Below are 23728 nucleotides of genomic sequence, written 5' to 3' on the forward strand. Positions count from 1 at the left end.
AGTATTTTAGAAGGAGCTTTAGCTCCTTCTTTTTTGAATTTAATTTGTAATTAAATTACGTATATAGTCACAAATCCCACGTGCAGACAAACCCATTTCATGATGCATTTCATCTTGCGTTCCATGCTTGATAAATTCATCTGGGATACCGAGATGACTTACTTGTGTGGCTGCGCCAATACTGGCAAGAAATTCACTTACCGCACTGCCTGCACCGCCAGCGATAGCATTATCTTCCAGCGTGATGAAGTGTGTATGTGACTGAGATAGTTCTGACAGTAACTGGGTATCTATTGGTTTAACAAAACGCATATCAACTAACGAGGTGTTAAACTCATCTGCTGCAAACTGCGCGTTATGTAGCAGTGTACCAAAACTGAGAATTGCTATTTTTTCACCCACTCTAATAGTGTTTGCTTTACCAATTTCGACTTTGGTCATCTTTTGTTCTATATCGGCATTGCCAGCACTTCCTCTAGGGTAACGCACGGCTACGGGCTGATCGCAGTTAAATCCAGTATAAAGCATCTGTCGGCACTCATTTGTATCACTGGGTGTCATGATGATCATATTAGGAATACACCGCATAAAGCTTAAATCATATGCACCTTGGTGTGTTTCACCATCTGCGCCAACAATACCAGCACGGTCAATTGCAAACAAAACAGGAAGGTTTTGAAGTGCAACGTCATGAATAAGTTGATCATAAGCTCGCTGTAAAAAGCTTGAATAGATAGCAACGACCGGTTTGAGGTTTTCACAGGCAAGTCCAGCGGCAAGGGTAACCGCATGCTGTTCAGCAATCGCAACATCGAAGTATTGCTCAGGGAACTGCTTTGAAAACTGAACCATACCTGAGCCTTCTCGCATGGCTGGAGTGATCGCCATTAAGCGGGGATCCTGTGCTGCCATATCGCAGAGCCATTGTCCAAATACCTTAGAAAATGTCGGAGCTGCGGGTTTCGATTTTGGCAAGCTATGAATGGATGGATCAAATCTTGGTACTGCATGGTAGCCTATTGGATCAGCTTCCGCAGGTTCATAGCCTTTGCCTTTTTGAGTTTTTATATGGAGTATTTGTGGGCCTTTCAGGTTACGCATATTACGTAAGGTATCGACCAGCATGTTGACATTATGGCCATCGATAGGCCCGATGTAATTGAGCCCTAGTTCTTCAAAGAAGGTACCAGGAATAACCATGCCTTTTAAATGTTCTTCTACTTTACTGGCTAGCTCTTTAACTGGAGGCACGCCAGACAATAATTTTTTACTACCTTCACGGATGTTGGTATAAAAACTGCCTGATAATATTTTGGCAAAATGATTGGTTAGCGCTCCAACATTTTCAGAAATCGACATTTCGTTATCATTTAATATGATTAACATGTCTGATTTTATGTCACCCGCGTGGTTCATCGCCTCGAAAGCCATACCTGCTGTAATTGCACCATCGCCAATGACGGCGACAGTTTTACGCCCTTTACCTTCTTGCTTAGCCGCAATAGACATCCCCAAAGCCGCAGAGATAGAGGTGCTAGAGTGTCCGACGCTGAAGGTGTCGTATGGGCTTTCTTCTCGGTATGGAAAGGGGTGTAAGCCATCTTTTTGCCTGATGGTATGAATTTTTTCACGACGACCTGTGAGGATTTTGTGCGGGTATGCTTGATGGCCAACATCCCAAATTAATCGGTCTTCTGGTGTATTGTAAACATAATGAAGTGCGACGGTCAGTTCCACTGTGCCTAAGCCTGATGCAAAATGGCCACTACTTTGTGATACTGAATTGAGTAGATATTCCCTCAACTCTTTACTAAAAGAAGGTAATTTATGTTGTGGTAATTGGCGCAGTTGCTCGGGCTCTTCTACGAGAGCCAACAAAGGGTACTTGCTACTATCAAATGTCATTGTATTTATATATATCCTACTCAAACCTTGCGTAATTATATACAAAGCCAGAGGTTAATTTTATCTATTTATGCAACTTAGTCATTAATACGTCATTAATAACGGTTAATGGTCACGTTCAACGATGTATTTTGCTAATTTTGCAAGCATATCGGTATTCGCGTTGACGTTGTTGAGTTGCTCTATCGCCTGTTCAGTTAAATCTTGGGCTTTTTGCTTTGCCCCTTTAAGGCCAAGTATGGCAGGATATGTCGATTTATTATTACTGATATCTGAGCCTTGTGGTTTCCCAAGTATCTGGGTATCACCTTCGATATCTAGTATGTCATCTTGTACCTGAAATGCTAGCCCGATACTTTGCCCATACAGATGAAGACTTTCTAAATCGGAACTATTTAGCTCTGGTGCACACAAAGCACCTAGCTCAATGGCGCATATTAATAACGCGCCGGTTTTCAATCTATGGATCTGCTCTAAGTCTTCTAAGCTAATATCTTGATTTGTGCCTGCAATATCCAGAGCTTGACCGCCGACCATACCTTGTAATCCTGCAGCTTTTGATAGCGCTCTGATCATACTAATTTGCCGTGATTCAGACACTGCAAAGCGATGACTAGCAATGAGTTCAAAGGCTAAGCTTTGCAATGCATCACCGGCCAAAATAGCCTGCGCTTCGTCAAATTGAATATGGCAAGTTGGTTTGCCTCGGCGCAAATTATCATCATCCATAGCGGGTAAGTCGTCATGCACAAGGGAGTAACTATGAATACATTCGATAGCGGCTGCGACAACATCGAGATCACTGTTTTTTGCGCCCAGCATTTTACCGGTTGCATAAACCAAAAATGGTCTGAGTCGTTTTCCACCATTATTGATACTGTAAAAGGCTGCTGCTTTGACTGTGTCATCGGTGACTAAGTCTTGCTCAAAATATTGCGTCATAAAATGCGCTATGCGGTTTTGAGCGTTATTGATTTCTACTTTTAGCGTCACGACTTATTCCGAACTTTCAGTAAATGGTGCTGTTGTACTATTTTCATCATTGCCCATAAGGATCGCGACTTTCTGCTCAGCATTTTGGAGTTTTTGATTCGATGCATTTGCCAATTGGATCCCTCGCTCAAACTGTTTAAGAGATTGCTCTAACGTGAGTTCACCGTGCTCCATCGCACTAACAATACCTTCGAGCTCATTGATGGCTTCTTCGAAGCTGAGGTTTTCTGGTTTTTTTACTGCCATGAGGACGTCTCTTTATTGGGCAAATTAAATAAAAGAGCTCAATTTTAGGGGCAATAACGTACTAGGTCAAAGATAAGCGAACTTTTTTACGCTAAACTGTTAGATATCAACTGAATAGCTATACTCGCAATTTTTTGGCTTTTTAATATAATTGAGTTAAGAAATAGCCTAGCTTGCCGATACGAAGTTGAGAAAGGACTATGTTTATGTTTTTACTGTAGGACACAGTAACGAAGCACTACAATTAAATGCGTTAGAGTAAAAATTAGAAAAATAGTATATAACACTCTCTGGAGGGTATGTGGATTTAGCAACCGTAATAGGTATATTGGGCGCCATTGGCTTGATTGTCATGTCTATGTTTATGAGTAGTGACGGTGAAGTCGCTATGTTTGCTGATTCCGCTTCAGCGGTTATTGTATTCGGTGGCTCACTTTTCATTGTTTTATCTAACTTTACCATGCCGCAATTTTTCGGTATTGGTAAGGTGCTGGGTAAAGCTTTTATGTTTAAAATAGAGTCTCCTGAAGAGCTCATTGAAAAAGCGGTTGAGTTGGCAGACTCTGCACGTAAAGGCGGGTTTTTGGCGCTTGAAGAGGCAGAAATACCGAACGCGTTTATGCGTAAGGGGGTCGATATGTTAGTGGATGGCCATGATGCTGACGTAGTAAGGGCTACCCTGCAAAAGGATATTTCTTTAACAACATCTCGCCATGAACACGGTGCTTCGTTGTTTAAGTCATTAGCAGATATCGCGCCTGCGATGGGGATGATTGGTACTTTGATCGGCTTAGTTGCGATGTTATCAAATATGGATGACCCAAAAGCCATCGGCCCTGCGATGGCAGTGGCTTTATTGACAACGCTTTATGGCGCTTTTTTAGCCAATGTTATCGCGATTCCAATTCAAGTCAAGTTAGAGTTGCGAAAAGACGAAGAAGAACAAAACCAGCGATTAATACTTGATGCTATTTTAGGGATCCAAGATGGGCAAAACCCGAAAGTCATCGAAGGCATTTTGAAAAACTACTTAGCAGAATCGAAACGCGGTAGCGATAAAGAGGAGTAAGCATGTCTGATGAGCAGGAGTGTAAATGCCCACCTCCAGGGCTGCCAGCTTGGATGGGGACGTTTGCTGATTTAATGTCGCTACTTATGTGCTTTTTCGTACTGCTATTAGCTTTCTCTGAAATGGACGTCCTCAAGTTTAAGCAAATTGCAGGTTCTATGAAGTTTGCATTTGGTGTACAAAATAAGATTGAAGTAAAAGATATCCCCAAAGGAACCAGTGTAATTGCAATGGAGTTTACACCTGGTAAGCCTGAGCCTACCCCTATTGAAACAATACAGCAGCAAACCGTAGAAATGACGCAGCAAATGTTGGAATTTCAAGCGGGTGATGAAAGTTCTGCTGGGGGACGACAAGAACAAAGGGGCAATAAACGAGGGGGAGAATCGCAAAGTACCTCTCAAGAGCAATCAATGCAACAGGCGGTATCTTCTGCCGAGCAAGAGCAAGTGAATGAGCTGGTTAAAAAGATTGCTCAACAGTTAGAAAAGCAAATTATGGATGGTGCAATTGAGCTTGAATCTCTCGGGCAGCAAATTATTATTCGCATTCAAGAAAACGGTTCATTCCCTTCTGGAAGCGCATTCTTACAGCCTAAATTTAAGCCTGTTATTCAAGATATCGCTGAATTGCTAAAAGATGTACCAGGTGAAATTACAGTTTCTGGTCACACCGATGATTTTCAAGTAACCAATGAGCTCTTCAGCAATAATTGGGACTTGTCGGCAACGAGAGCGGTTGCTGTTGCCAGTGAGATGGTGACTACCAGAGGGTTTGATAAAAATCGACTTGTCGTCGTCGGTCATGCTGATACCCGACCATTGGTTCCAAATGAAAATAATATGGATAGACGGCGTAACAGAAGAGTCGAAATATCTATCCTACAAGGGAAGGCTAAAGAGTCAGAACCTATTGAAGTTAGGGAAAATTAAGCAAAGCTTGATTGTGAAATCGATTTGGGCTACTTTACAAAGCCTAATTTAAACAAGGAGAACTATATGTCAATTAAAAGTAAATATTCATATATCCCAGGTGGTAATGGTGATGGTTCAGACCCTGAACCACAAAAGTAGTAGATTTTAAACGATATGGCTGAAGGGTGGCTTCCAGAGAATATAGACGCTATTTTATGGATGATTAGAGATCATGCAACAGTGATCACATTCATTGCTGTCGCTGTTTTTATCATTCTGAAAGATATGCAAGCATTACGATATGCTGGATTATGTGCTGTATTCTATGTAGTTGGTTACTGTTTATTTGATCTGATTATTGAGATAGACGATAAAAAGTATATATTCCGGTATATCGTGTGGACATTAAACGACATCTTATTTATGGCTATTTTAGCGTATTGGGCGATAAAGGATAAAGTGTATATTTGGCAAAGTGTTATTGCGCAGTTAGTGATATTGCCAGCTCCGCTACTGCTGTTATTTCGATTGATTGATCGGCACTTGTTAGATTTAACTTATTCCGAGTATTTATATAGGACGATCTTACCACTGGTAAATATTACGATTGTATTATTATGTTTTGCACCTTTGGTGATGTTGTTTAAGAAAAACACTCAGGTTAAATAGCATTCTTTAAGCCAATAGCCATCTTACGATGGCTATTTTGTTTATTAAATCTTACCCAAGTGAAGGAATAACATCAAACATCTGTAGAGTTTGCGCGGTGATAATTGTTATCCCACTTAACGCTGCTATTATTAGGCCCAAACTCCCACCTCTAACCTGATAGCCACTTCTTTGTACACTATCCTTACGCTGACTCCAAACCATCACAACAGGCAGAAATATAGCCAAAATAACTAAAGCAATAGCTGCATAACCTAACGCCATTATGAACCCCTGTGGGTAAAAGAGTGCAAACCCCAAAGGCGGTAAGAAAGTGATCAGTGCCGTGGTGATCCGGCCCTTTTTATTATCACCCTGTTTGAAAGCATCAGCGAAAAAATCAAATAAACCTAGACTCACACCCAAGAAGGAGGTTGCTAAGGCTAGGTCTGCAAAAAGGGTGACAAAAGTAGATACATTCGGGTTATGAGCAATGCTTGCGATACTCTGAACAAACCCTTGTAAGCCGTTACTGCTGAGTAAACTTTCTTGACTCATTACGCCTTGGCTTAAAATTTGCCAGCCAATATAAATAACGAGCGGCAGCGAGGCCCCAAACATCATGACTCGACGTAGTGATTTAATATCTAGGCCTACATATTTTACGATGGAAGGAATTGACCCATGGAAACCGAAAGAGGTAAATATAACAGGTATTGCACTAATTATTAAGCCTTGCTCAATAGGCATATCCAGTAAGTGAGTACCTTGCACGTATGGCGTTAATACAAAGAAGAGGCTCGTAAGTACAATTATTTTAATACTGAATAAGACACGGTTTAGTTTATCTACGGTGCTAGTACCCGCCGTGACAATGGTTGCAATAACAACTGCGAGTAAAATTGATCCAGCTTGTGGAGCAACGTCGATATTCAGCAGTTTGCTAAGCTTAGTTTGTAATTGTGCTCCACCACCGGCTATATAAGCTGCACACAAGGCATAAAATAAGAATACCATAGAGAAATTAGCAATATACTGGCCCTTTTTCCCTAAAATTGATTTTGCTAAGGTATTTAAGGTGGAGTCTACGCTGGCATATTGATGTAATTCTAACATCAGCAGTGCTGTATAGGTCATTAACACCCAAGTGAGGATTAAGAGTACCAGCGCAGTACTGAATCCTAGCCCTGCGGAAGCGATAGGTAATGCAAGCATTCCCGCGCCAATGGTAGTACCTGCGACGATCAGCATACTTCCGATAGTTTTATTTTTAAGCACACATTGCCCTTTTATTTGTGAGAGACACAGGAAGATATAACGGCTGCAATAAAAAGGAAATAGTTTTACTATAAATCTATGTTAATGATTGTAATTTAATTTTTATCTCGATGTAATATTTAAAAGTAAAAAGTACTTTTATGCCTTAGCGTTAGTCGACAAGTACTCGACTTTTAAATGGGGGGTTATCGGGGGGAGAGCAAATTAAAAACGCAACAATTGGCGTGCTGCGTTTTATTTTTTGACGAGTATAGTTTGTCTTTTTATTTCACTTCTTTACCTGCGGCTTGTTGATCTGCATGGTAACTTGAGCGTACAAAAGGCCCAGACGCAGCATGTACAAAGCCAATTTCGTCAGCGTAATCTTTAAGTGCATCAAACTCAACAGGTGGCACATAGCGTTTGACAGGTAAATGGTGCTTTGAAGGTTGCAGGTATTGACCAACAGTCAGCATGTCAACATTGTGCTCTCTAAGATCACGCAATACTTCTTCTATTTCAGAGATTTCTTCGCCCAAGCCAACCATTAACCCTGATTTAGTTTTAACTTCTGGGTGCGCTTCTTTGAAACGACGAAGCAGTTCAAGAGACCATTTATAGTCAGCCCCTGGGCGCGCTAATTTATATAAACGAGGTGCTGTTTCTAAATTATGATTGAATACGTCTGGTGGCGTTTCAGAAAGAATTTCTAACGCCTTATCCATACGGCCTCGGAAATCCGGAACCAGTATTTCTATGGTTATCTTAGGGCTGTGCTTACGGATAGCTTTGATGCAATCAGCAAAGTGTTGTGCTCCACCATCTCTGAGATCATCACGGTCCACCGATGTGATCACGACATAGCTTAACTTCATATCTTTGATGGTGAGTGCTAACTTTTCTGGCTCGGCAGCATCTGGTTTTAGTGGGCGACCATGCGCTACGTCACAGAACGGACAGCGACGAGTACAAATTGCTCCTAGAATCATAAAGGTAGCAGTTCCATGATTGAAGCATTCAGATAGGTTAGGGCATGAAGCTTCTTCACAAACTGAATGTAAGCCATGTTTACGCATTGCTTGTTTAATGCCATCAATACGCTCACTAGATTTAGGTAAGCGGATTTTTAACCATTCAGGCTTACGAAGCATTTCTTCGCGTTCAGTCGGTAAAACTTTTACTGGGATAAGTGCCATTTTTTCGGCGTCACGAAGCTTTACCCCTGGCTCCATTTTTACTGGTTTACTCATTCGTTTTCAAACCCTTCAATTTGCTCAACATGCTCTACTTGTAAGCGTAGTAACATGTGCTTTATCAGCCCATCACCAACATCTTTCATGTTAGATAGACCATTTAAATCACTTGTCTGGACCATATTCATCCCTGCATAGCCACAGGGGTTAATTCGTAAGAACGGGTCCATGTCCATATTGACATTTAATGCTAATCCGTGGAATGAACACCCTCGACGTACCCTCAATCCCAAAGACGCTATTTTGCTGTCATTGACATAAACACCTGGTGCATCGGCTTTGGCATAGGCTTGAATATTAAGCTCCGCCAAATAATCGATAATGCATTCTTCTAACCAAGTAACCAGTTCTCTTACGCCGATGCTTAATCGGCGTAAGTTAAACAGAACGTACATCATTTGTTGGCCTGGGCCATGATAAGTTACTTGACCACCTCTATCGACTTTTAACACCGGTATATTGCCAGGAGCAAGGAGATGCTCAGCTTTACCTGCTTGACCTTGTGTGAAAATCGGGTCGTGCTCTACGAGCCAAATTTCATCGAGGCTATGTTCATCCCGAGTATCAGTAAAAGACTGCATTTTATGCCAAATTGGTTCATAACTCTGCCGGCCAAGTTGACGTACTATCACTGATTTTTGCTTCATAAGGCTCTCTATTACTATAGTACGTAACGCACGTCGTCTAGGTCGCCAACCTCAGTATAAATTTGTTCAATATCTTCTTTTGAGCCCACAGTTGCAACTACGGTAATAGACTCGTATGTTCCTTTGCTGCTAGGCTTAACTTTAGGAGAATAATCGCCGGGCACAATGGCTTGTAATTTAGCAATTACTTGATCGGTTAAACTAACGTTTGCAAGGCCCATGATTTTAAATGTAAATGGGCATGGGAATTCTAAAAATTCATCAAACTTAGTATTCTTTACAGGTTTTACCACGACGGTATCCTCACTACTTTATGTAAATGTGAGTAGATTGAATCGCTTTTGGCGCATCATACTCAATAATGTCGGGCATTCTATCATTTTTGCAATAAAAAAAAACGCCCCAAAAGAGGGGCGTTGTAAGAATGCTTTGTTAACTATTGCATGATCTGTAAACGTAAGTAGTCGTATACTTTGCTGAAGAAGCTCCCTTCTTCAATCTCTTCCAATGTAACTAACGGATATTCAGCGATTTCTTCGCCATCAAGCTGTAAAAAAAGTGTGCCCACTTTTGAGCCTTTAGCCAGCGGTGCTTCTAATGTTTTATCTAACTCAAAATTAGCTTGTAAGTTTTTACGTTGCCCGCGTGGTATTGTAATAGGGGTATCTTCCAAAATGCCTAGCGAGACAGTTTCTTTATTACCCATCCAAATACGCTGCTCTGCAAAACTGTCTCCTGCCTTATAAGGGGTAATTGTTTCAAAGAATCTAAAGCCGTAGTTGAGCAGCTTGCGGCTTTCTACCATACGTGCACGTTCACTGGTAGTGCCCATTACAACAGATACCAAGCGCATATCATCTTTGGTAGCAGAGGTGACTAGGCTGTAGCCTGCCTCTGAGGTATGCCCTGTTTTAATGCCGTCCACATTTAAGCTCGCATCCCAGAGGAGTGAGTTACGATTATATTGCTTGATGCCGTTGAAGGTAAATGACTTTTCTTTATAAAGTGCATATTCTTCTGGCACATCGCGAATAAGCGCAACGCCCAATGTTGCCATATCACGCGGTGTTGTATAATGCTGATCAGTATCTAACCCATGACTATTGATAAAATGGGTGTTGGTCATGCCTAGTTTTTCAGAGTGCGCATTCATCAAGTCAGCGAAAGCATCTTCACTGCCTGCGATATGTTCTGCCATTGCAACACAGGCATCATTACCAGATTGGATAATGATCCCTCTGTTTAGATCGTCAACGCTGACCTTTTTTCCAACTTCAATGAACATTTTTGATGACTCTGGGAAATTTTTTGCCCACGCCTTTTCGCTAATGGTCACTATATCCGTTGGTGCAATGTTGCCAGACACAATTTCAGTGCCGATAACATAGCTGGTCATCATTTTTGTTAAGCTGGCGGGAGCAAGCTTAGTGTCAGCTTCTCCAGAAGCTATAATCTTACCTGTTGTAAAGTCGACTAAGAAGTAGCCTTTGGCATTAATCTGAGGCACTGAAGGAATAATTTGTGCGTTCGCTGCAAATAAGGATACAGAGCACACAAGGCCACACAATTTAGTAATAAGTTTTGGTTTTAATAAAGTCATTATGCTCGCAGTTTTATTTAAATTTAATCAGCGTTAACGGTATATTTTAAAGTTTATGTTCACTATAAAGCAAGAAGGCATGTTTATATTTACCTTTGCGTAACTTATAAAGTACATTTTGGGCTGTTTTGTCATCAAGAATAGGCCCTAACCGCAGTTTGTACAGCCCTTTTTCATTATGAATTGGTGACTGTAATTGAAATTCTTGTTGCAGTGTCTGTGACAGTGCTTGAAGGGTGTCTAAGTTTCCTCCTGCGGCTACTTGAATATAAGTCAATCTTGGCGCATTTCTGTCAATAGTAATCGCTTCTACCTTAACTTTTGCTGTACCGTTTAAATGATATCCCAATTTGTAGGCTGCGGCGTAAGATAAGTCTATGAGTCGATCGTCGTGAAAAGGTCCTCTGTCGTTCACTCTGACAATCGCTGTTTTGCCATTTTCAATATTGGTGACTTTTACAAAACTGGGTAAGGGAAGCGTTTTATGCGCGGCGCTCATATCAAACATGTTGAATATTTCGCCGTTAGATGTGTGGTAACCATGAAACTTTCTACCATACCATGAAGCGACGCCTGTTTCGTTATAGCCATGTTCATCTGACATTGGACTGTAACGCTTGCCTCTAATTGTGTAAGGCCTACCTGTACTGACGCTTTTGGCTTCATTTGTGATCAGTGCATCTTGCATTTCAAGCGCCGTAGGGGCGCGTAAAGGCGCTTTGTCTTGTTTAATGTGATAGCGGCTGCTACAGGCATTTAGCAATATTAATAGACAGAATATTGCCAATATTTTACTCGATTTAATCATGATTTAAGTAGTATTCTCTTATCTGTGGCTATCGCCATAATAATACCAAAACCGGCCATTAAGGTGACCATGGATGTACCACCATAGCTAATAAGTGGTAAAGGGACGCCCACAACGGGCAGTAATCCAGAAACCATGCCTATATTGACAAAGATATACACAAAAAATGTCATCGTGAGAGCCCCTGCCAACAACTTACTAAATGCGTCTTGCGCATTGACAGCAATATAAAGACCGCGACCAATAATAAACAAGTAAACACTGAGCAGCAGGATCACACCGAGCAACCCAAACTCTTCACTTAATACAGAAAAAATAAAATCAGTGTGTCGTTCTGGCAAAAACTCTAATTGAGATTGAGTGCCTTGCAGCCAACCTTTACCCTCAATACCGCCCGAACCAATGGCAATTTTAGATTGAATTATATGGTATCCAGCGCCTAAAGGGTCACTTTCTGGGTTGAATAGCGTTAAAACGCGTTGCTTTTGATAGGCATGCATTCCGTAATGCCAAAATGTAAATACTGCTGGGCCCATTAGTAAGGCTGAGACGGAGATCAACCGCCAACTTAGTCCTGATAAAAACAACACAAATATTCCTGAGCTGGCAATCAAAATTGAAGTCCCTAAGTCGGGCTGTTCTTTGATTAAAATGGTTGGCAACAGCACAATGGCAAAGCCAATTAAAATATTCCAAATTGAAGGCGGGAGGCGATGTTGACCGATATACCAAGCAACCATCATGGGGACCGCTATTTTCATAATTTCTGAAGGTTGAAAGCGTGTCACGCCTAAATCAAGCCAGCGTTGTGCACCTTTACTACTTACGCCTACAAACAGCACAGCAATCAGCATTCCAAGGCCAAGTAAATAAAGGGGGATCACAATTCTTTTTAAGGTGATTGGGGAAAGCTGTGCCATGAATAACAGCGCGATCACTGCGCCTGCCATACGTGTAGCATGACGAGTCATCATCCCCAAGTTTTGACCACTGGCACTATAAACCACAGTTAAGCTACCTAGCATCATAATGACTAAAGCCAATAGTAATGGCCAATCTAGATGTACTTTTTGCCAAAATGTACGTTTATAGTTCAGAGGTGTCATTAACTGTTTTATCCAAAGGGTAGGCGGAGAAATAATAATCCATTAATTGGCGTGCCACAGGCGCTGCAACAGAGCTGCCCGCACCTTGATTTTCTACGACAACGGCAACAACAATGCGAGGGTCATCATAAGGCGCAAAGCCTGTATATATGGCGTTATCCCGATGACGCTCATTGAGTTTGGAGGCATCATATTTTTCGCCTTGAGCAATACTGACTACTTGTGCAGTACCTGTTTTACCTGCTGGGTCATAATCAACACCCTTGAAGGCTTTATGTGCAGTCCCGGTGGTTTTTGAAACCGTGTTATGCATAGCCTTTAAGGCAATGCGCCAATGATTTGGGTTTTTGAGTTCTACCGGCTTTTTTTCTTCTGTGAATAGCTGGTTAATGTCGTTATCTTGCTTTGTCACTTGCACAAGGTGAGGCTGACGATGTACACCTTTATTGACTAAAATCGTGACCGCATTGGCGATTTGAATTGGCGTTGCAGTCCAATAACCTTGACCAATACCGACAGAAATTGTGTCCCCAGGCCACCAGTTTTCTTTAAAGCGTTCTTTTTTCCATTCTACTGTGGGCATAATAGCGCTTGTTTCTTCATGAATATCAATACCCGATAGATCCCCAAAACCAAATTGCGCCATGAAGTTACTGATTTTAGTGATCCCAGCTCGATACGCGATGCGATAATAGTAGGTGTCGCATGACTCTTCGATGGCTTGGTATACATCAACATGCCCATGGCCCCAGCGTTTCCAGTCCCGCCATTTATGTTTTACATTTGGGATTTGAAAAAAGCCAGGGTCCCAGACTTTTGTTTGCTCGGTAACAATCCCTTCTTCTAAGCCAAGAATCGCGAGGTGAGGTTTGACGGTTGAGGCTGGCGCATAGCTCCCTTGGGTTGCACGGTTAATGAGAGGCCGGTCTGGGTTGAGCAGTTTTCTATAGTTTTGACCACTGATCCCATGTACGAACAGGTTAGGGTCGTAACTCGGGTTTGAATACAAAGCAAGGATGCCACCATCTTTTGGGTCCATAACGACAATAGCGCCCCGGGCATCTTTGAGTGCGTGTTGTGCGATTTGTTGCAGACCAACATCTAGTGTTAGTACTAAATCTTCACCTGGAGTTGGGGTAATGGTATTGAGCGTACGAATAATACGGCCGCGGTTATTTACTTCAACGCGCTGAGATCCAACAGTGCCATGTAAGAGTCGCTCGTAAAACTTTTCTATTCCCAATTTGCCATAGTCGTGTGTAGCTCGGTAATTTGTGGCTAAATTTGCCGACTCTAGCTCACTTAACTCTTTTTTGTTCAACCTGGCAACATAGCCCAGTGCATGGGTGAGTGTATCGCCAAAAGGGTAGTGTCGAGCGAGTCGTGCTTCAATGCTAAAACCAGGAAACTTATGCTGGTTAACCGAGAAAATAGCTACTTCTTGTTCATTAAGACGGGCTTTAAGCACTTGGCTTTTGAAACGGCGTTGTTTACGAATATTTTCTAAAAATTCATTTTGTTGTATATCACTAATATTAAGCAGTTGTGACACATCTGCTAAGTTTTGCTCTAAATCATCAACGTCTTCTGGTACTACTTCCAAATTATAAACTGGGCGGTTTTCTGCTAGAAGTACGCCATTCCTGTCGTAAATAAGGCCGCGGTTAGGGGCTACAGGGATGAGTTTTATGCGGTTTTCATTAGAACGTGTTTGATACTTGTCGTATTCTTTTACTTGTAAGTGGTATACGTTCATGATGAGCATACCAATGAGTAACACAACAAAAATAAAGCCAACAAACGCTCGACGTGCAAACAGGTTTGCTTCAGCTGAATGGTCGCGTATGGTTGGCCGTTTTTTTAGCATAGGCGTGAATTACTCTCGGTGGTAAGGGTGGTTTGTATTTAAGCTCCAACCACGATACAGGCTTTCTGCCACAATAATGCGAACCAGCGGATGGGGAAGGGTTAAATTAGAGAGTGACCATTTTTGTTCTGAGGCAGCAATACAGCTTGGTGCTAATCCTTCAGGACCACCAATAAGCAGGCTTACATCTCTGCCGTCGAGTTGCCATTTTTGCATATGCTTGGCTAAGTCATGGGTATCCCATGCTTTACCGGTTACTTCTAGTGTTACAATTCGGTTGCACTTTGGGATTGCAGCCAAGGTTTTCTCTCCTTCGACTTGCAAAATCCTTTTAATATCAGCATTTTTCCCGCGTTTTCCAGCAGGGATCTCTAGTAGCTCCAGCGCCATGTCTTTTGGAAAGCGACGTTGATATTCTTTAAACCCTGTTTCGACCCATGCAGGCATCTTTGTGCCAACGGCAACCAATTGTATTTTCAAAGTTAGCCCCAAAGTTTCTCTAGATCATACAGGCTACGAGTTTGGTCTTGCATCACGTGAACAACGACGTCACCTAAATCAACCAGCACCCACTCACCTACATCTTGCCCTTCTTGACCAAGAGGCTCTTCACCGGCGTGGCGTGCAGCTTTTGCAACGTTGTCCGCGATTGACTGTACATGACGCTTTGAATTACCTGAACAAACAACAAGGTAATCTGTAACGGTAGATACATCTCTTACGTCTAATTTAACGACGTCACGGGCTTTCATATCATCAACTTTGTCTAATGCAAAGTCTAAAAGTTGCTCTGAATTCAACTGATTTTCTCTTAAGTTATAAAATAGTCGGCGATTTTAGCACAGCAAAAGACCTTAATCAGCATACAAGTTATGTTTACGAATATACTCTCTGACTTTCGGTTCTAAGAAACGTTCCGTATGTTGTTGATGTTTTAGGCGTTCACGAATTTCACTTGATGACACATCTTCTACTGTGCCTGTTAAAAAATAGCATAATCCCCCTACAAGACTGTGCAATAGGGTTGGTTCTGTTATTTCGCAGTTACTTAGATAGTTGCTAAGTACGTGGTTACTCGAACGAACTTCCCCTGGTCTTTGGTAGACGATAATATGGCATAAAGATGTGATTTTTTGCCATTCAAACCAGCTAGGCAAGCTGTTAAAGGAGTCCATACCCATTAAAAAAAGCAGGGGAGTATCTGGATTTTCAGCACGACACTCTTGAATACTAAGCAGAGAATAGGACGGGCCTTCACGCTGTAATTCGCGAGTATCTATAGAAAAATGTGGGTTGTGTTGTATTGCTAGCCTGAGCATGGCCAAACGGTGTTGCTCAGTAATTCCCGGTGCAGCTTTATGTACGGGTAATGCACACGGTAAAAAATGTAATTGCGTCAATGACAATTGAGCAACGCAGTTTCGGGCCATATTCAGGTGGCCGCTGTGAACAGGATCGAATGTCCCACCGAATAAAGCAATCATGGTTATGTTTCTTCATATTGGTAAGGTAGCGGTATATTCAACGGCATACAAAATGCCAGAGCAATATGGGCAAGTGCTTGATAAGGTGCAACCATGGCTGAACGTTTATAGGCTGAGTCAAATTCAGCTAAAAAATGAATGATTTGTTGGAGTCGTTCAATTGTCAATCGTTCAAGAGCTTGTTGAGTTGCGGCTTGTTGATTTTTCCAAATGTTATTTTGCTTGAACAACTGCGCCATATTTTGACCTGTTTGCATGCCTAACTTAATAGCGAGCAAGGTTTGTGCTTCTTTATTGAATGTCCAAATTATGCTGATCGGTTCAATATTGTCATCTGCAAGCTTTAACAGCACTTTAATCGCGGTATTCGAATTACCTTGTAATAAAGCCGTATTTAAGTCAAAGATATCAAACTTTGCTTGGTTGAGCAGGCCACTGAGTACTTGTGTTTGATCAATAGGCTCATGTTTATACAACAAAGAGAGCTTTTCGAGTTCTTGATAGGTAGCGAGTAAATTGCCCTCGGTGGCTTCGAGCAAGCTCGTTTTTGCTTCATGCGCTAAATGAAGCTGGAGTTGCTTACATTGTGTATCTAGCCAACGGTGTAAATGATTACCAGCGAGTGTATAGCAGGGGACAAATAACCCATGCTTATCTAATGCTTTAAACCACGCACTTCGTTGAATGTCTTGACCCGCTTTACATCCTTTTATGATCACGATGACGTCTGGGTTAAGATACTCAGTAAGAGATTTGAATGCCTGGCTGCCTAGGGTACCAGGTTTGAGCTGGTTTAAGTCAAACTCAATTAGGGTACGGTCGCTAAACAATGACATACTGTTATATTGTGCAAGTAATTCTTGCCAATCAAACCCTGGCAATAAGTTGAATTTAACAACTTCGTCAAAGCCTTGTTTTTTCGCTGCTTGTTTTATTTCGTAGACACATTGTGCCATTTGAAAAGGCTCTTCACCAAACACCATGTAAAAAGGGTGTAATGCTTTATTTAAGTGACTGGCGAGTTGATTTGCATAACTGCGCATTATAGTTGTGATAGCTCTCTAACAATACGTTTGCTAGCCAGTTGGCGAAGCTCACGTAAAATGATATCCAATTCTTTCGCTTTTGCGAGTGCATTATCGGGATCATCTTGATAATTACGGTAAAGCTCAAAGCCTTGTTCTACAGGTTCTTTACCCGGCCTACTCACTCGGTAAGTGACCGCATACGCTAATTCATATTGCGCCACCTGACCATTTTTAAACAAGCTTAATGTTTGTCGTTCCAAGGTGTCTTTGTATAAGTGCAGTGCTGTATGTTGTGATGAGCTATTGGTAGGGAGTAACGCAACTTGCGCACGTTCTAAATCACTTTTTAGTAATTCATATACCTCAGAGCGCGGATTATCAGCGGTTAAAGTGATAGTACGTAGGTCATCAGGAAGATATGAGGCTTTTTTTAAATGAAAACCACAGCTTGATAACAAAACACAGAACAGCGCAAGCGCTGCTCCGTGTTTTACAAAATGAGCAAAGCGCATCTTAGTTTGCTACCACGTTTAGCAGCTTACCAGGCACATAGATTACCTTGCGAATGGTTTTGTCATCAGTGAACTTGGTAACGTTCTCTTGTGCAAATGCGATTGCTTCAACCTGTTCTTGTGTTGCATCTGCGGCAACGGTTAGTTTGGCGCGTAGCTTGCCATTAACTTGTACAATAATCAGTTTTTCATCTTCAACTAATGCTGACTCATCAACACTTGGCCAAGCAGCATCGAGAATATCTGACTCAAAGCCAAGTTCAGCCCAAAGCTCATGACACATATGTGGTGCAATTGGGGCAAGCATAATGACGATGGCGTGCAGCGCTTCATTTGCAATGGCAATATCTTGTGTATCTTTAAGAGGCGCTTTAGCCAACTTATTCGATAGCTCCATGATTGCGGCAATTGCAGTATTGAATGTTTGACGACGTGATAAATCATCAGTGACTTTTGCGATGGTTTTGTGTACTTCACGACGTAATACTTTTTGATTGCTGTTTAATGCACTTGTGTCTAATTCAGCTTTACCAGCCGCGTTAACGTCCACTGCATATTTCCAAACACGTTTAAGGAAGCGATGCGCGCCTTCAACACCTGAATCTGACCATTCTAATGTTTGCTCCGGCGGTGCGGTAAACATCATGAATAAGCGTACTGTATCAGCACCGTACTGTTTGATAACAGTTTGTGGGTCAATACCATTATTTTTCGACTTTGACATTTTACTCATGCCTGATGAGAATACCGGCTGGCCATCATCTTTGTGCCAAGCCTTTGTAACACGGCCTTTGTCGTCTGTTTCTGTTTCTACATCCGTGGGTGAGATCCAGATATCACCGCCTTTTTCATCTTTGCGGTAGAAGGTTTCTGCTAATACCATACCTTGGCACAGTAAACGCTCAAATGGTTCATCTGAGTTAACTAGTCCAAAATCACGTAATAGTTTATGGAAAAAGCGAGAATACAATAAGTGTAAAATAGCATGTTCGATACCGCCAATATACTGATTAACAGGCAACCAATAATTTGCCGCACCTGGCTCTAGCATACCTTCGTCGTAACGTGGACTACAGTAACGGGCATAATACCAAGATGACTCCATAAAGGTATCGAATGTATCTGTTTCATGAAACGCTGGCACGCCATTTACAGTGGTTTTAGCCCATTCAGGGTCAGCTTTAAGTGGAGAGGTAACGCCATTCATGACGACATCTTCAGGTAAACGTACTGGCAGCGTATCTTCGCTGGCCGCAAGCTCTTGGCCTTGCTCATCGCTTAGCATTGGGATTGGCGACCCCCAATATCTTTGGCGGCTTACACCCCAATCACGTAAACGGAAGTTAACTTTACGTTTACCTGCGTCTTGTGCTTCTAATTTATCCGCAATCGCATCAAATGCAGCTTTAAATGCCAAGCCGTCAAATTCCCCTGAATTGATCAATACACCTTTTTCAGTAAAGGCTTCTTTATTTATGTCTGCTGTTAATTCAGAACCTTGTTCAGGGGCAATAACTTGTTTTATTTCAAGTCCGTATGCGGTAGCAAACTCAAAGTCACGTTGGTCGTGTCCTGGTACTGCCATAACGGCACCTGAGCCGTAATCCATCAAGACGAAGTTAGCAACCCAGATTGGTACTTCTTTGCCAGTTAATGGGTGGACTGCAGTAAAGCCAGTATCAATGCCTTTTTTGTCCATAGTTGCCATATCGGCTTCTGCAACTTTGGTGTTTTTGCACTCTTCTACAAATGCGGCAATGGCGGCATTATTTTTAGCTGCTTCTTGTGCTATTGGGTGGCCTGCGGCAACACCCACATAGGTCACACCCATAAAGGTATCAGGGCGCGTTGTATAAACAGTGAACGTTTCGCTGTTATCTGCACGCTTGAAGTCAATCTCTAGCCCTTCAGAACGACCAATCCAATTGCGTTGCATAGTTTTAACTTGTTCAGGCCAATCATCTAGCTTATCTAAATCATCTAACAATTCTTGCGCATAATCAGTGATTTTAATGAACCACTGTGGAATTTCTTTTTGCTCAACCGCGGCACCTGAGCGCCAGCCTTTTCCGTCAATAACTTGTTCATTTGCGAGCACAGTTTGGTCAACAGGATCCCAGTTTACTGTTGACATTTTTTTGTAAACTAAACCTTTTTCATATAGTTTGGTGAAAAACCACTGTTCCCACTTGTAATATTCAGGGTGGCATGTCGCAATTTCACGATCCCAATCGTAACCAAAGCCAAGCTGCTTTAGTTGGTCACGCATGTAATCGATATTTTCATAGGTCCATTTAGCGGGTGCTGTGTTGTTTTTAATCGCGGCATTTTCTGCTGGTAAGCCAAAGGCATCCCAACCCATAGGCTGCATGACGTTTTTGCCTTGCAAACGTTGGAAGCGGGATACAACATCACCAATGGTGTAGTTGCGAACATGACCCATGTGCAGTCGACCACTTGGGTATGGGAACATTGAGAGGCAGTAATACTTCTCCTTGCTTTCGTCTTCGACAACTTTAAATGTCTTGTTTTCTTCCCAGTGTTGTTGGACTTTTGACTCAATGTCTTGCGGGTTATATTGCTCTTGCATCTACGTTTCCAGACTTCTTGCAAATTAATAAAAAATTGTTCGCTAGCATACCCCAAATAAAGGCTGATTCACAGTATCTAGCAGCCATTTTGTTGCTTCGATTTTGTGGGTGAACCCCGCGTTACGGCGTGAATAAGCTATAGTTATAATAAGAAGACTGACGTGGGGTATAAAATGTCTGCTTATAAGCAATGGTTAACACACTTTAGTGAGTGGCTAAAAGACGTTAAAGATCACGAGCTAGATGACTTAATTGAAAAGTTTGTCGAGCAACAACAGGCTTTACAGCAATTAGGAAAAGAAAAAATTCAGCAATATCATTATTATTTACGTCGTGACCTCGAACATTTCAGTACTCATCAACGCCATTACAATGACTTAGCATGGCAAGAATTGAAAGCCTCTATTTGGTATGAATTATCGCAACTAGAAGACCGCACTCAGTTAGAGTGGTTGGCACTTTTGCAAGACTTTGAACATGATGGTGTTTATAAGGCGGGTGAATGGATAGCAATGGGACAATTAGTATGTAAGAATTGCGATCATAAATTGGACGTGCTGTATGCCAGTGAGATTTCACCTTGTTCTGAATGTGAACACACTGAGTTTATAAGAAAAGCATTGTCTCCATAATGAGCAGACTAGGTCGTATGGTTTAGCTGCACTCCCTCAGTAGTTTTTATACTGACGCTGATGATAAGAAGTTAATAATGACCAAAAAATTAGCCCCACTTTCTCAAGACGCGCTTGCACCGACGGTGTCATTAAGTCACGTGCAAACTTGTATTCAAAACCCGTACCCCGAGTCGCTTTCTTTTATAGGGCAAAAACGTGCGCAAACGGCACTTGATTTTGCTTTGGGCATGGAGTTGCCAGGCTATAACGTGTTTGTAATGGGCGAAGCTGCTTTAGGTCGTTTCACCATGGTGAAAGATAAGTTAGAGGCGCATAGTAAAACACGTCAGACACCAAAAGAATGGTTGTACGTTAATAATTATGAAGACCACCGAGAGCCTATCGCAATGTTTATGCAAGCGGGTCAAAGTAAAGAGCTTGCCGATGATATTGATGAGTTTTTAGATGAAGTGGCTGATACGTTTCCTGCTGCATTTGACAACCCAGGGTATCAGCGAAAAAAGAAATCAATAGACCGCCATTTTGATAATAAATATGATGCGGCATTAAATGCGGTTGAACAATTAGCCGCTGAGAAAAGTGTGGCGTTACTGGAAGAAAATAATCAAGTTGGTTTTGCTCCAGTCGTGAATGGCAAGCAGCTAGACGATGCTGAATTCGCCGCTTTAGATGAAAAAATGCAAAGCCATTTCTTTGAAGCCATTGAAGGGCTAGAGGATGCGTTAATAGAAGCATTAATAGAGCTACCACGTTGGAAGCGAGAGTCTTCTGAAAAGCTTCGAAACTTAAAGAAATCGACGGTTGAAATTGCCACAAAGCCGTTGATAAAAACACTAGAGCACAAATATGCTAATCATATTGGTGTGGTCCGCTATTTAAAAGATTTACGAATAGAAATTGTTGATGCTGTTTTAGAGTGGCTTGATGATGATATATCGAGCGAAGAAGGCAAAGATGACTTTGACTCAAAAGGGATGCTGAGTGACTTTTTTGCGCCTAACATTTTAATTGAGTATAAAGATGGTGACGCAGCGCCTGTCGTCTACGAACCAAACCCAACGTTTGGTAATATTTTTGGTAAAGTAGAATATGCGGCATCACAAGGTAATTTAATTACCAGTTACCGCTCTATTCAAGCAGGTGCATTGCACCGTGCCAATGGCGGTTATCTTATTATGGATGCTGACAAAGTATTGGCGAACCCACAGGTGTGGGATGGTTTAAAGCTGTCATTAAAAACACACCAGATAAAAAATGATTTACCTTATCAAGACAATTCAGTAGGCAGTAGCTTTACACTTAGGCCGCAGTTGATCCCACTAGATGTTAAAATTATTTTACTGGGTTCGCGAGACCTGTATTACACCATTGGTGAATATGATGAGGAATTTGCTGAACTCTTTAGAGTGCTGGCGGATTTTGATTATTACTTACCAAGCTCAGACAAGATGCAATATCAATTTATCAGTAAAGTACAAGAGTATTGCGATACAACCTTGTCATGTACTTTAACTGCTGATGCCTTGTCGCGATTGCTGAAATTTAGTTACCGCCAAGCTGAGCACCAAACTAAACTATCGGCACGTTTTGCGGATGTATTGGAATTGGTCGCAGAAGCGAGCTTTTATACAAAGCAAGACAATGAAACAGAGATCACCGCAGAACATATTGATGAAGCCATTGTAGGTAAGCAATACCGTACCGGTCAATTGAGTGAAAATATGCTCAGTGATATTAAAGAGGGTCATACGCTTATTGCAACACAAGGCAGCGCGATAGGTAAGGTTAATGGCTTAACGGTACTCCATATTGGAGATACGGCGTTTGGCACACCTGCGCGTATTACAGCAACGGTGTATGCCGGTGCTGATGGCGTCATTGATGTTGAACGTGAAGCTGAGCTCGGTAAAGCAATACACTCTAAAGGGGTGATGCTATTGACTGGTTACTTGGGGAATAAGTACGCCCAGGAATTTAGTTTAACGTTAAGTGCAAACATTGCGATTGAGCAAAGCTACGGGTATATCGATGGTGATAGTGCGTCATTGGCCGAGTTATGTGGTTTAATTTCTGCCATTACCCAATTGCCGATTAACCAATCTTTGGCCTTAACGGGCTCTATTAACCAGCATGGCGAAGTACAAGCGGTGGGTGGTGTTAACGAGAAGATTGAAGGGTTCTTTAAATTATGTAAGATGCGTGGGTTGACTGGGGAGCAAGGGGTCATTATTCCACGTTCTAATTTGGTTAACTTAGTACTAAATGATGAAATTATTATAGCCTGTGAAGCCGGTCGTTTTCATATTTATGCCGTGGAAACGGTGGATGAAGCATTGAACTTATTGACGGGGGTTGAAGCCGGTGAGCTTATTGAGGGTCAATATCCAGAATCAAGTATCAATGCACTGGCGTTAGCGCGTTTGCAGCATATTGCCGATGTGGTAAATGGTGAAGACAAAGAAGAAGACAGTGATAAGGAGTCGCAATAATGTCGACAACACACATTATATTATTGGTCGTTTTAATCGTCATTGGCGGGTTTATTTATAAAAATAAGCAACAGCAAAAAGAAGTGGCTGGTTTAAATCGCGTAAAAGCGCAAGAGTTTCTGGCTGAGAATGCGAAAAAGGTAGGCATTCACGAAACATCGTCTGGATTACAATATGAAGTGTTGGTTGAAGGTGAAGGAGAAATACACCCATCAGCAACCAGTAAAGTAAATGTACATTATCACGGCACGATGTTAGACGGTAGCGTATTCGATAGCTCGGTTGAGCGTAATAGCCCTATTAGTTTCGGTTTGAATCAAGTTATTTCAGGGTGGACTGAAGGGGTTCAGTTAATGAAAGCTGGTGATAAGTTCCGGTTTTTTATTCACCCGAATTTAGGTTATGGGGATCAGGCCGCAGGTAAAATTGAGCCCGGTTCGTTATTGATCTTTGAGGTTGAATTATTAAAAATAGAGTCTTAGGGCCTATAAATAAGCATAAAATAGCCCAGCTTCTGTCATATGGGCTTTTTTGGTGAACTGTTGACTCTGGTTTTAGATGCCAATTTTTTGTAATTCGAAGTTCAAGCTGGTGCATGTGTCTAAAGAGGCTAATCTTTAGCGTACCTTACTTTGTACTCCATAGTTGTATTTCAGCCTTTTAACATGTTGTTACA

General features: G+C 41.8%; 23 protein-coding genes. 6 read left to right on the top strand and 17 right to left on the bottom strand.

Features of this window, described 5'->3' with window-relative positions:
- Nucleotides 1–39 precede the first annotated feature (39 nt).
- The 3 genes from dxs to CWC18_RS06280 all read right to left on the bottom strand — a co-directional run bounded on the left by dxs (nt 40) and on the right by CWC18_RS06280 (nt 3144).
- Nucleotides 40–1905, bottom strand: a complete 1866-nt coding sequence (gene dxs / locus CWC18_RS06270; protein ID WP_138589568.1) for a 1-deoxy-D-xylulose-5-phosphate synthase — start codon at nt 1903–1905, stop codon at nt 40–42.
- A 105-nt stretch (nt 1906–2010) separates the two neighbouring features.
- Nucleotides 2011–2898 (bottom strand): (2E,6E)-farnesyl diphosphate synthase, encoded by an 888-nt coding sequence (gene ispA, locus CWC18_RS06275; RefSeq protein ID WP_138674925.1) that lies wholly within the window; start codon nt 2896–2898, stop codon nt 2011–2013.
- Nucleotides 2899–2901: 3 nt separating this feature from the next.
- On the bottom strand, nt 2902–3144 hold the full coding sequence (locus CWC18_RS06280) for an exodeoxyribonuclease VII small subunit (RefSeq protein WP_119862317.1): 243 nt from the start codon (nt 3142–3144) through the stop codon (nt 2902–2904).
- A 301-nt stretch (nt 3145–3445) separates the two neighbouring features.
- Between CWC18_RS06280 and pomA the strand changes: the two genes are divergently transcribed.
- From pomA to CWC18_RS06295, 3 genes are all read left to right on the top strand, one after another.
- Nucleotides 3446–4213: a flagellar motor protein PomA gene (gene pomA, locus CWC18_RS06285; RefSeq protein WP_138589570.1), complete on the top strand. Its 768-nt coding sequence runs from the start codon at nt 3446–3448 to the stop codon at nt 4211–4213.
- 2 nt (nt 4214–4215) lie between these two features.
- Nucleotides 4216–5145, top strand: coding sequence for a flagellar motor protein MotB (locus CWC18_RS06290; protein WP_138674926.1), 930 nt, complete (start codon nt 4216–4218; stop codon nt 5143–5145).
- Nucleotides 5146–5301: 156 nt separating this feature from the next.
- A complete protein-coding gene (locus CWC18_RS06295; protein ID WP_138674927.1) occupies nt 5302–5796 on the top strand; it encodes a hypothetical protein in 495 nt (164 codons plus the stop codon).
- 51 nt (nt 5797–5847) lie between these two features.
- On the opposite strand, the gene CWC18_RS06300 is transcribed toward CWC18_RS06295, so the two are convergent.
- From CWC18_RS06300 to leuS, 14 genes are all read right to left on the bottom strand, one after another.
- Entirely contained in the window at nt 5848–7053 is a 1206-nt protein-coding gene (locus CWC18_RS06300) for an aromatic amino acid transport family protein (protein WP_138674928.1), read from the bottom strand.
- Nucleotides 7054–7316: 263 nt separating this feature from the next.
- Complete coding sequence (gene lipA / locus CWC18_RS06305; RefSeq protein WP_119862321.1) at nt 7317–8282, bottom strand: lipoyl synthase; 966 nt, start codon at nt 8280–8282, stop codon at nt 7317–7319.
- A complete protein-coding gene (gene lipB / locus CWC18_RS06310) occupies nt 8279–8932 on the bottom strand; it encodes a lipoyl(octanoyl) transferase LipB (RefSeq protein ID WP_138674929.1) in 654 nt (217 codons plus the stop codon). Before lipB ends, lipA begins: the two co-directional genes overlap by 4 nt.
- A 14-nt stretch (nt 8933–8946) precedes the next feature.
- Nucleotides 8947–9225, bottom strand: a complete 279-nt coding sequence (ybeD, locus tag CWC18_RS06315; RefSeq protein WP_138674930.1) for a DUF493 family protein YbeD — start codon at nt 9223–9225, stop codon at nt 8947–8949.
- 143 nt (nt 9226–9368) lie between these two features.
- Nucleotides 9369–10532, bottom strand: a complete 1164-nt coding sequence (locus CWC18_RS06320) for a serine hydrolase (RefSeq protein ID WP_138589576.1) — start codon at nt 10530–10532, stop codon at nt 9369–9371.
- A gap of 46 nt (nt 10533–10578) precedes the next feature.
- On the bottom strand, nt 10579–11340 hold the full coding sequence (locus CWC18_RS06325; RefSeq protein WP_138589577.1) for a septal ring lytic transglycosylase RlpA family protein: 762 nt from the start codon (nt 11338–11340) through the stop codon (nt 10579–10581).
- Entirely contained in the window at nt 11337–12446 is a 1110-nt protein-coding gene (gene rodA / locus CWC18_RS06330) for a rod shape-determining protein RodA (protein WP_138589578.1), read from the bottom strand. Before rodA ends, CWC18_RS06325 begins: the two co-directional genes overlap by 4 nt.
- Nucleotides 12427–14313 (bottom strand): penicillin-binding protein 2, encoded by a 1887-nt coding sequence (gene mrdA, locus CWC18_RS06335; RefSeq protein WP_138589579.1) that lies wholly within the window; start codon nt 14311–14313, stop codon nt 12427–12429. Before mrdA ends, rodA begins: the two co-directional genes overlap by 20 nt.
- A gap of 9 nt (nt 14314–14322) precedes the next feature.
- Nucleotides 14323–14793, bottom strand: coding sequence for a 23S rRNA (pseudouridine(1915)-N(3))-methyltransferase RlmH (gene rlmH / locus CWC18_RS06340; RefSeq protein WP_138674931.1), 471 nt, complete (start codon nt 14791–14793; stop codon nt 14323–14325).
- Nucleotides 14794–14795: 2 nt separating this feature from the next.
- Entirely contained in the window at nt 14796–15113 is a 318-nt protein-coding gene (gene rsfS, locus CWC18_RS06345; protein WP_010362332.1) for a ribosome silencing factor, read from the bottom strand.
- A gap of 54 nt (nt 15114–15167) precedes the next feature.
- A complete protein-coding gene (gene nadD / locus CWC18_RS06350) occupies nt 15168–15797 on the bottom strand; it encodes a nicotinate-nucleotide adenylyltransferase (RefSeq protein WP_138589580.1) in 630 nt (209 codons plus the stop codon).
- Between the two features lie 2 nt (nt 15798–15799).
- Entirely contained in the window at nt 15800–16840 is a 1041-nt protein-coding gene (gene holA, locus CWC18_RS06355) for a DNA polymerase III subunit delta (RefSeq protein WP_138589581.1), read from the bottom strand.
- Entirely contained in the window at nt 16840–17337 is a 498-nt protein-coding gene (gene lptE / locus CWC18_RS06360; protein WP_138589582.1) for an LPS assembly lipoprotein LptE, read from the bottom strand. The genes holA and lptE overlap by 1 nt, the downstream gene beginning before the upstream one ends.
- Nucleotide 17338: 1 nt before the next feature.
- Nucleotides 17339–19927, bottom strand: a complete 2589-nt coding sequence (gene leuS, locus CWC18_RS06365; protein WP_138674932.1) for a leucine--tRNA ligase — start codon at nt 19925–19927, stop codon at nt 17339–17341.
- 174 nt (nt 19928–20101) lie between these two features.
- On the opposite strand from leuS, the gene CWC18_RS06370 reads away from it, so the two are divergent.
- The 3 genes from CWC18_RS06370 to CWC18_RS06380 all read left to right on the top strand — a co-directional run bounded on the left by CWC18_RS06370 (nt 20102) and on the right by CWC18_RS06380 (nt 23534).
- On the top strand, nt 20102–20560 hold the full coding sequence (locus CWC18_RS06370) for a zinc ribbon-containing protein (RefSeq protein ID WP_138589584.1): 459 nt from the start codon (nt 20102–20104) through the stop codon (nt 20558–20560).
- Nucleotides 20561–20637: 77 nt separating this feature from the next.
- Nucleotides 20638–23052, top strand: coding sequence for a Lon protease family protein (locus CWC18_RS06375; protein WP_138589585.1), 2415 nt, complete (start codon nt 20638–20640; stop codon nt 23050–23052).
- Nucleotides 23052–23534 (top strand): FKBP-type peptidyl-prolyl cis-trans isomerase, encoded by a 483-nt coding sequence (locus CWC18_RS06380; RefSeq protein ID WP_138589586.1) that lies wholly within the window; start codon nt 23052–23054, stop codon nt 23532–23534. Before CWC18_RS06375 ends, CWC18_RS06380 begins: the two co-directional genes overlap by 1 nt.
- Nucleotides 23535–23728: the final 194 nt, after the last annotated feature.

The organism is Pseudoalteromonas aurantia (genome assembly GCF_005886875.1).
Lineage (GTDB): Bacteria > Pseudomonadota > Gammaproteobacteria > Enterobacterales > Alteromonadaceae > Pseudoalteromonas > Pseudoalteromonas aurantia_A.

What these genes read in the sequence shown, in the direction of transcription:
- dxs (WP_138589568.1), bottom strand. Translation starts at nt 1,905, where the DNA reads ATGACATTTGATAGTAGCAAGTACCCTTTGTTGGCTCTCGTAGAAGAG.
- CWC18_RS06280 (WP_119862317.1), bottom strand. Translation starts at nt 3,144, where the DNA reads ATGGCAGTAAAAAAACCAGAAAACCTCAGCTTCGAAGAAGCCATCAAT.
- CWC18_RS06290 (WP_138674926.1), top strand. Translation starts at nt 4,216, where the DNA reads ATGTCTGATGAGCAGGAGTGTAAATGCCCACCTCCAGGGCTGCCAGCT.
- CWC18_RS06295 (WP_138674927.1), top strand. Translation starts at nt 5,302, where the DNA reads ATGGCTGAAGGGTGGCTTCCAGAGAATATAGACGCTATTTTATGGATG.
- lipA (WP_119862321.1), bottom strand. Translation starts at nt 8,282, where the DNA reads ATGAGTAAACCAGTAAAAATGGAGCCAGGGGTAAAGCTTCGTGACGCC.
- lipB (WP_138674929.1), bottom strand. Translation starts at nt 8,932, where the DNA reads ATGAAGCAAAAATCAGTGATAGTACGTCAACTTGGCCGGCAGAGTTAT.
- CWC18_RS06320 (WP_138589576.1), bottom strand. Translation starts at nt 10,532, where the DNA reads ATGACTTTATTAAAACCAAAACTTATTACTAAATTGTGTGGCCTTGTG.
- CWC18_RS06325 (WP_138589577.1), bottom strand. Translation starts at nt 11,340, where the DNA reads ATGATTAAATCGAGTAAAATATTGGCAATATTCTGTCTATTAATATTG.
- rodA (WP_138589578.1), bottom strand. Translation starts at nt 12,446, where the DNA reads ATGACACCTCTGAACTATAAACGTACATTTTGGCAAAAAGTACATCTA.
- mrdA (WP_138589579.1), bottom strand. Translation starts at nt 14,313, where the DNA reads ATGCTAAAAAAACGGCCAACCATACGCGACCATTCAGCTGAAGCAAAC.
- nadD (WP_138589580.1), bottom strand. Translation starts at nt 15,797, where the DNA reads ATGATTGCTTTATTCGGTGGGACATTCGATCCTGTTCACAGCGGCCAC.
- holA (WP_138589581.1), bottom strand. Translation starts at nt 16,840, where the DNA reads ATGCGCAGTTATGCAAATCAACTCGCCAGTCACTTAAATAAAGCATTA.
- lptE (WP_138589582.1), bottom strand. Translation starts at nt 17,337, where the DNA reads ATGCGCTTTGCTCATTTTGTAAAACACGGAGCAGCGCTTGCGCTGTTC.
- leuS (WP_138674932.1), bottom strand. Translation starts at nt 19,927, where the DNA reads ATGCAAGAGCAATATAACCCGCAAGACATTGAGTCAAAAGTCCAACAA.
- CWC18_RS06370 (WP_138589584.1), top strand. Translation starts at nt 20,102, where the DNA reads ATGTCTGCTTATAAGCAATGGTTAACACACTTTAGTGAGTGGCTAAAA.
- CWC18_RS06375 (WP_138589585.1), top strand. Translation starts at nt 20,638, where the DNA reads ATGACCAAAAAATTAGCCCCACTTTCTCAAGACGCGCTTGCACCGACG.
- CWC18_RS06380 (WP_138589586.1), top strand. Translation starts at nt 23,052, where the DNA reads ATGTCGACAACACACATTATATTATTGGTCGTTTTAATCGTCATTGGC.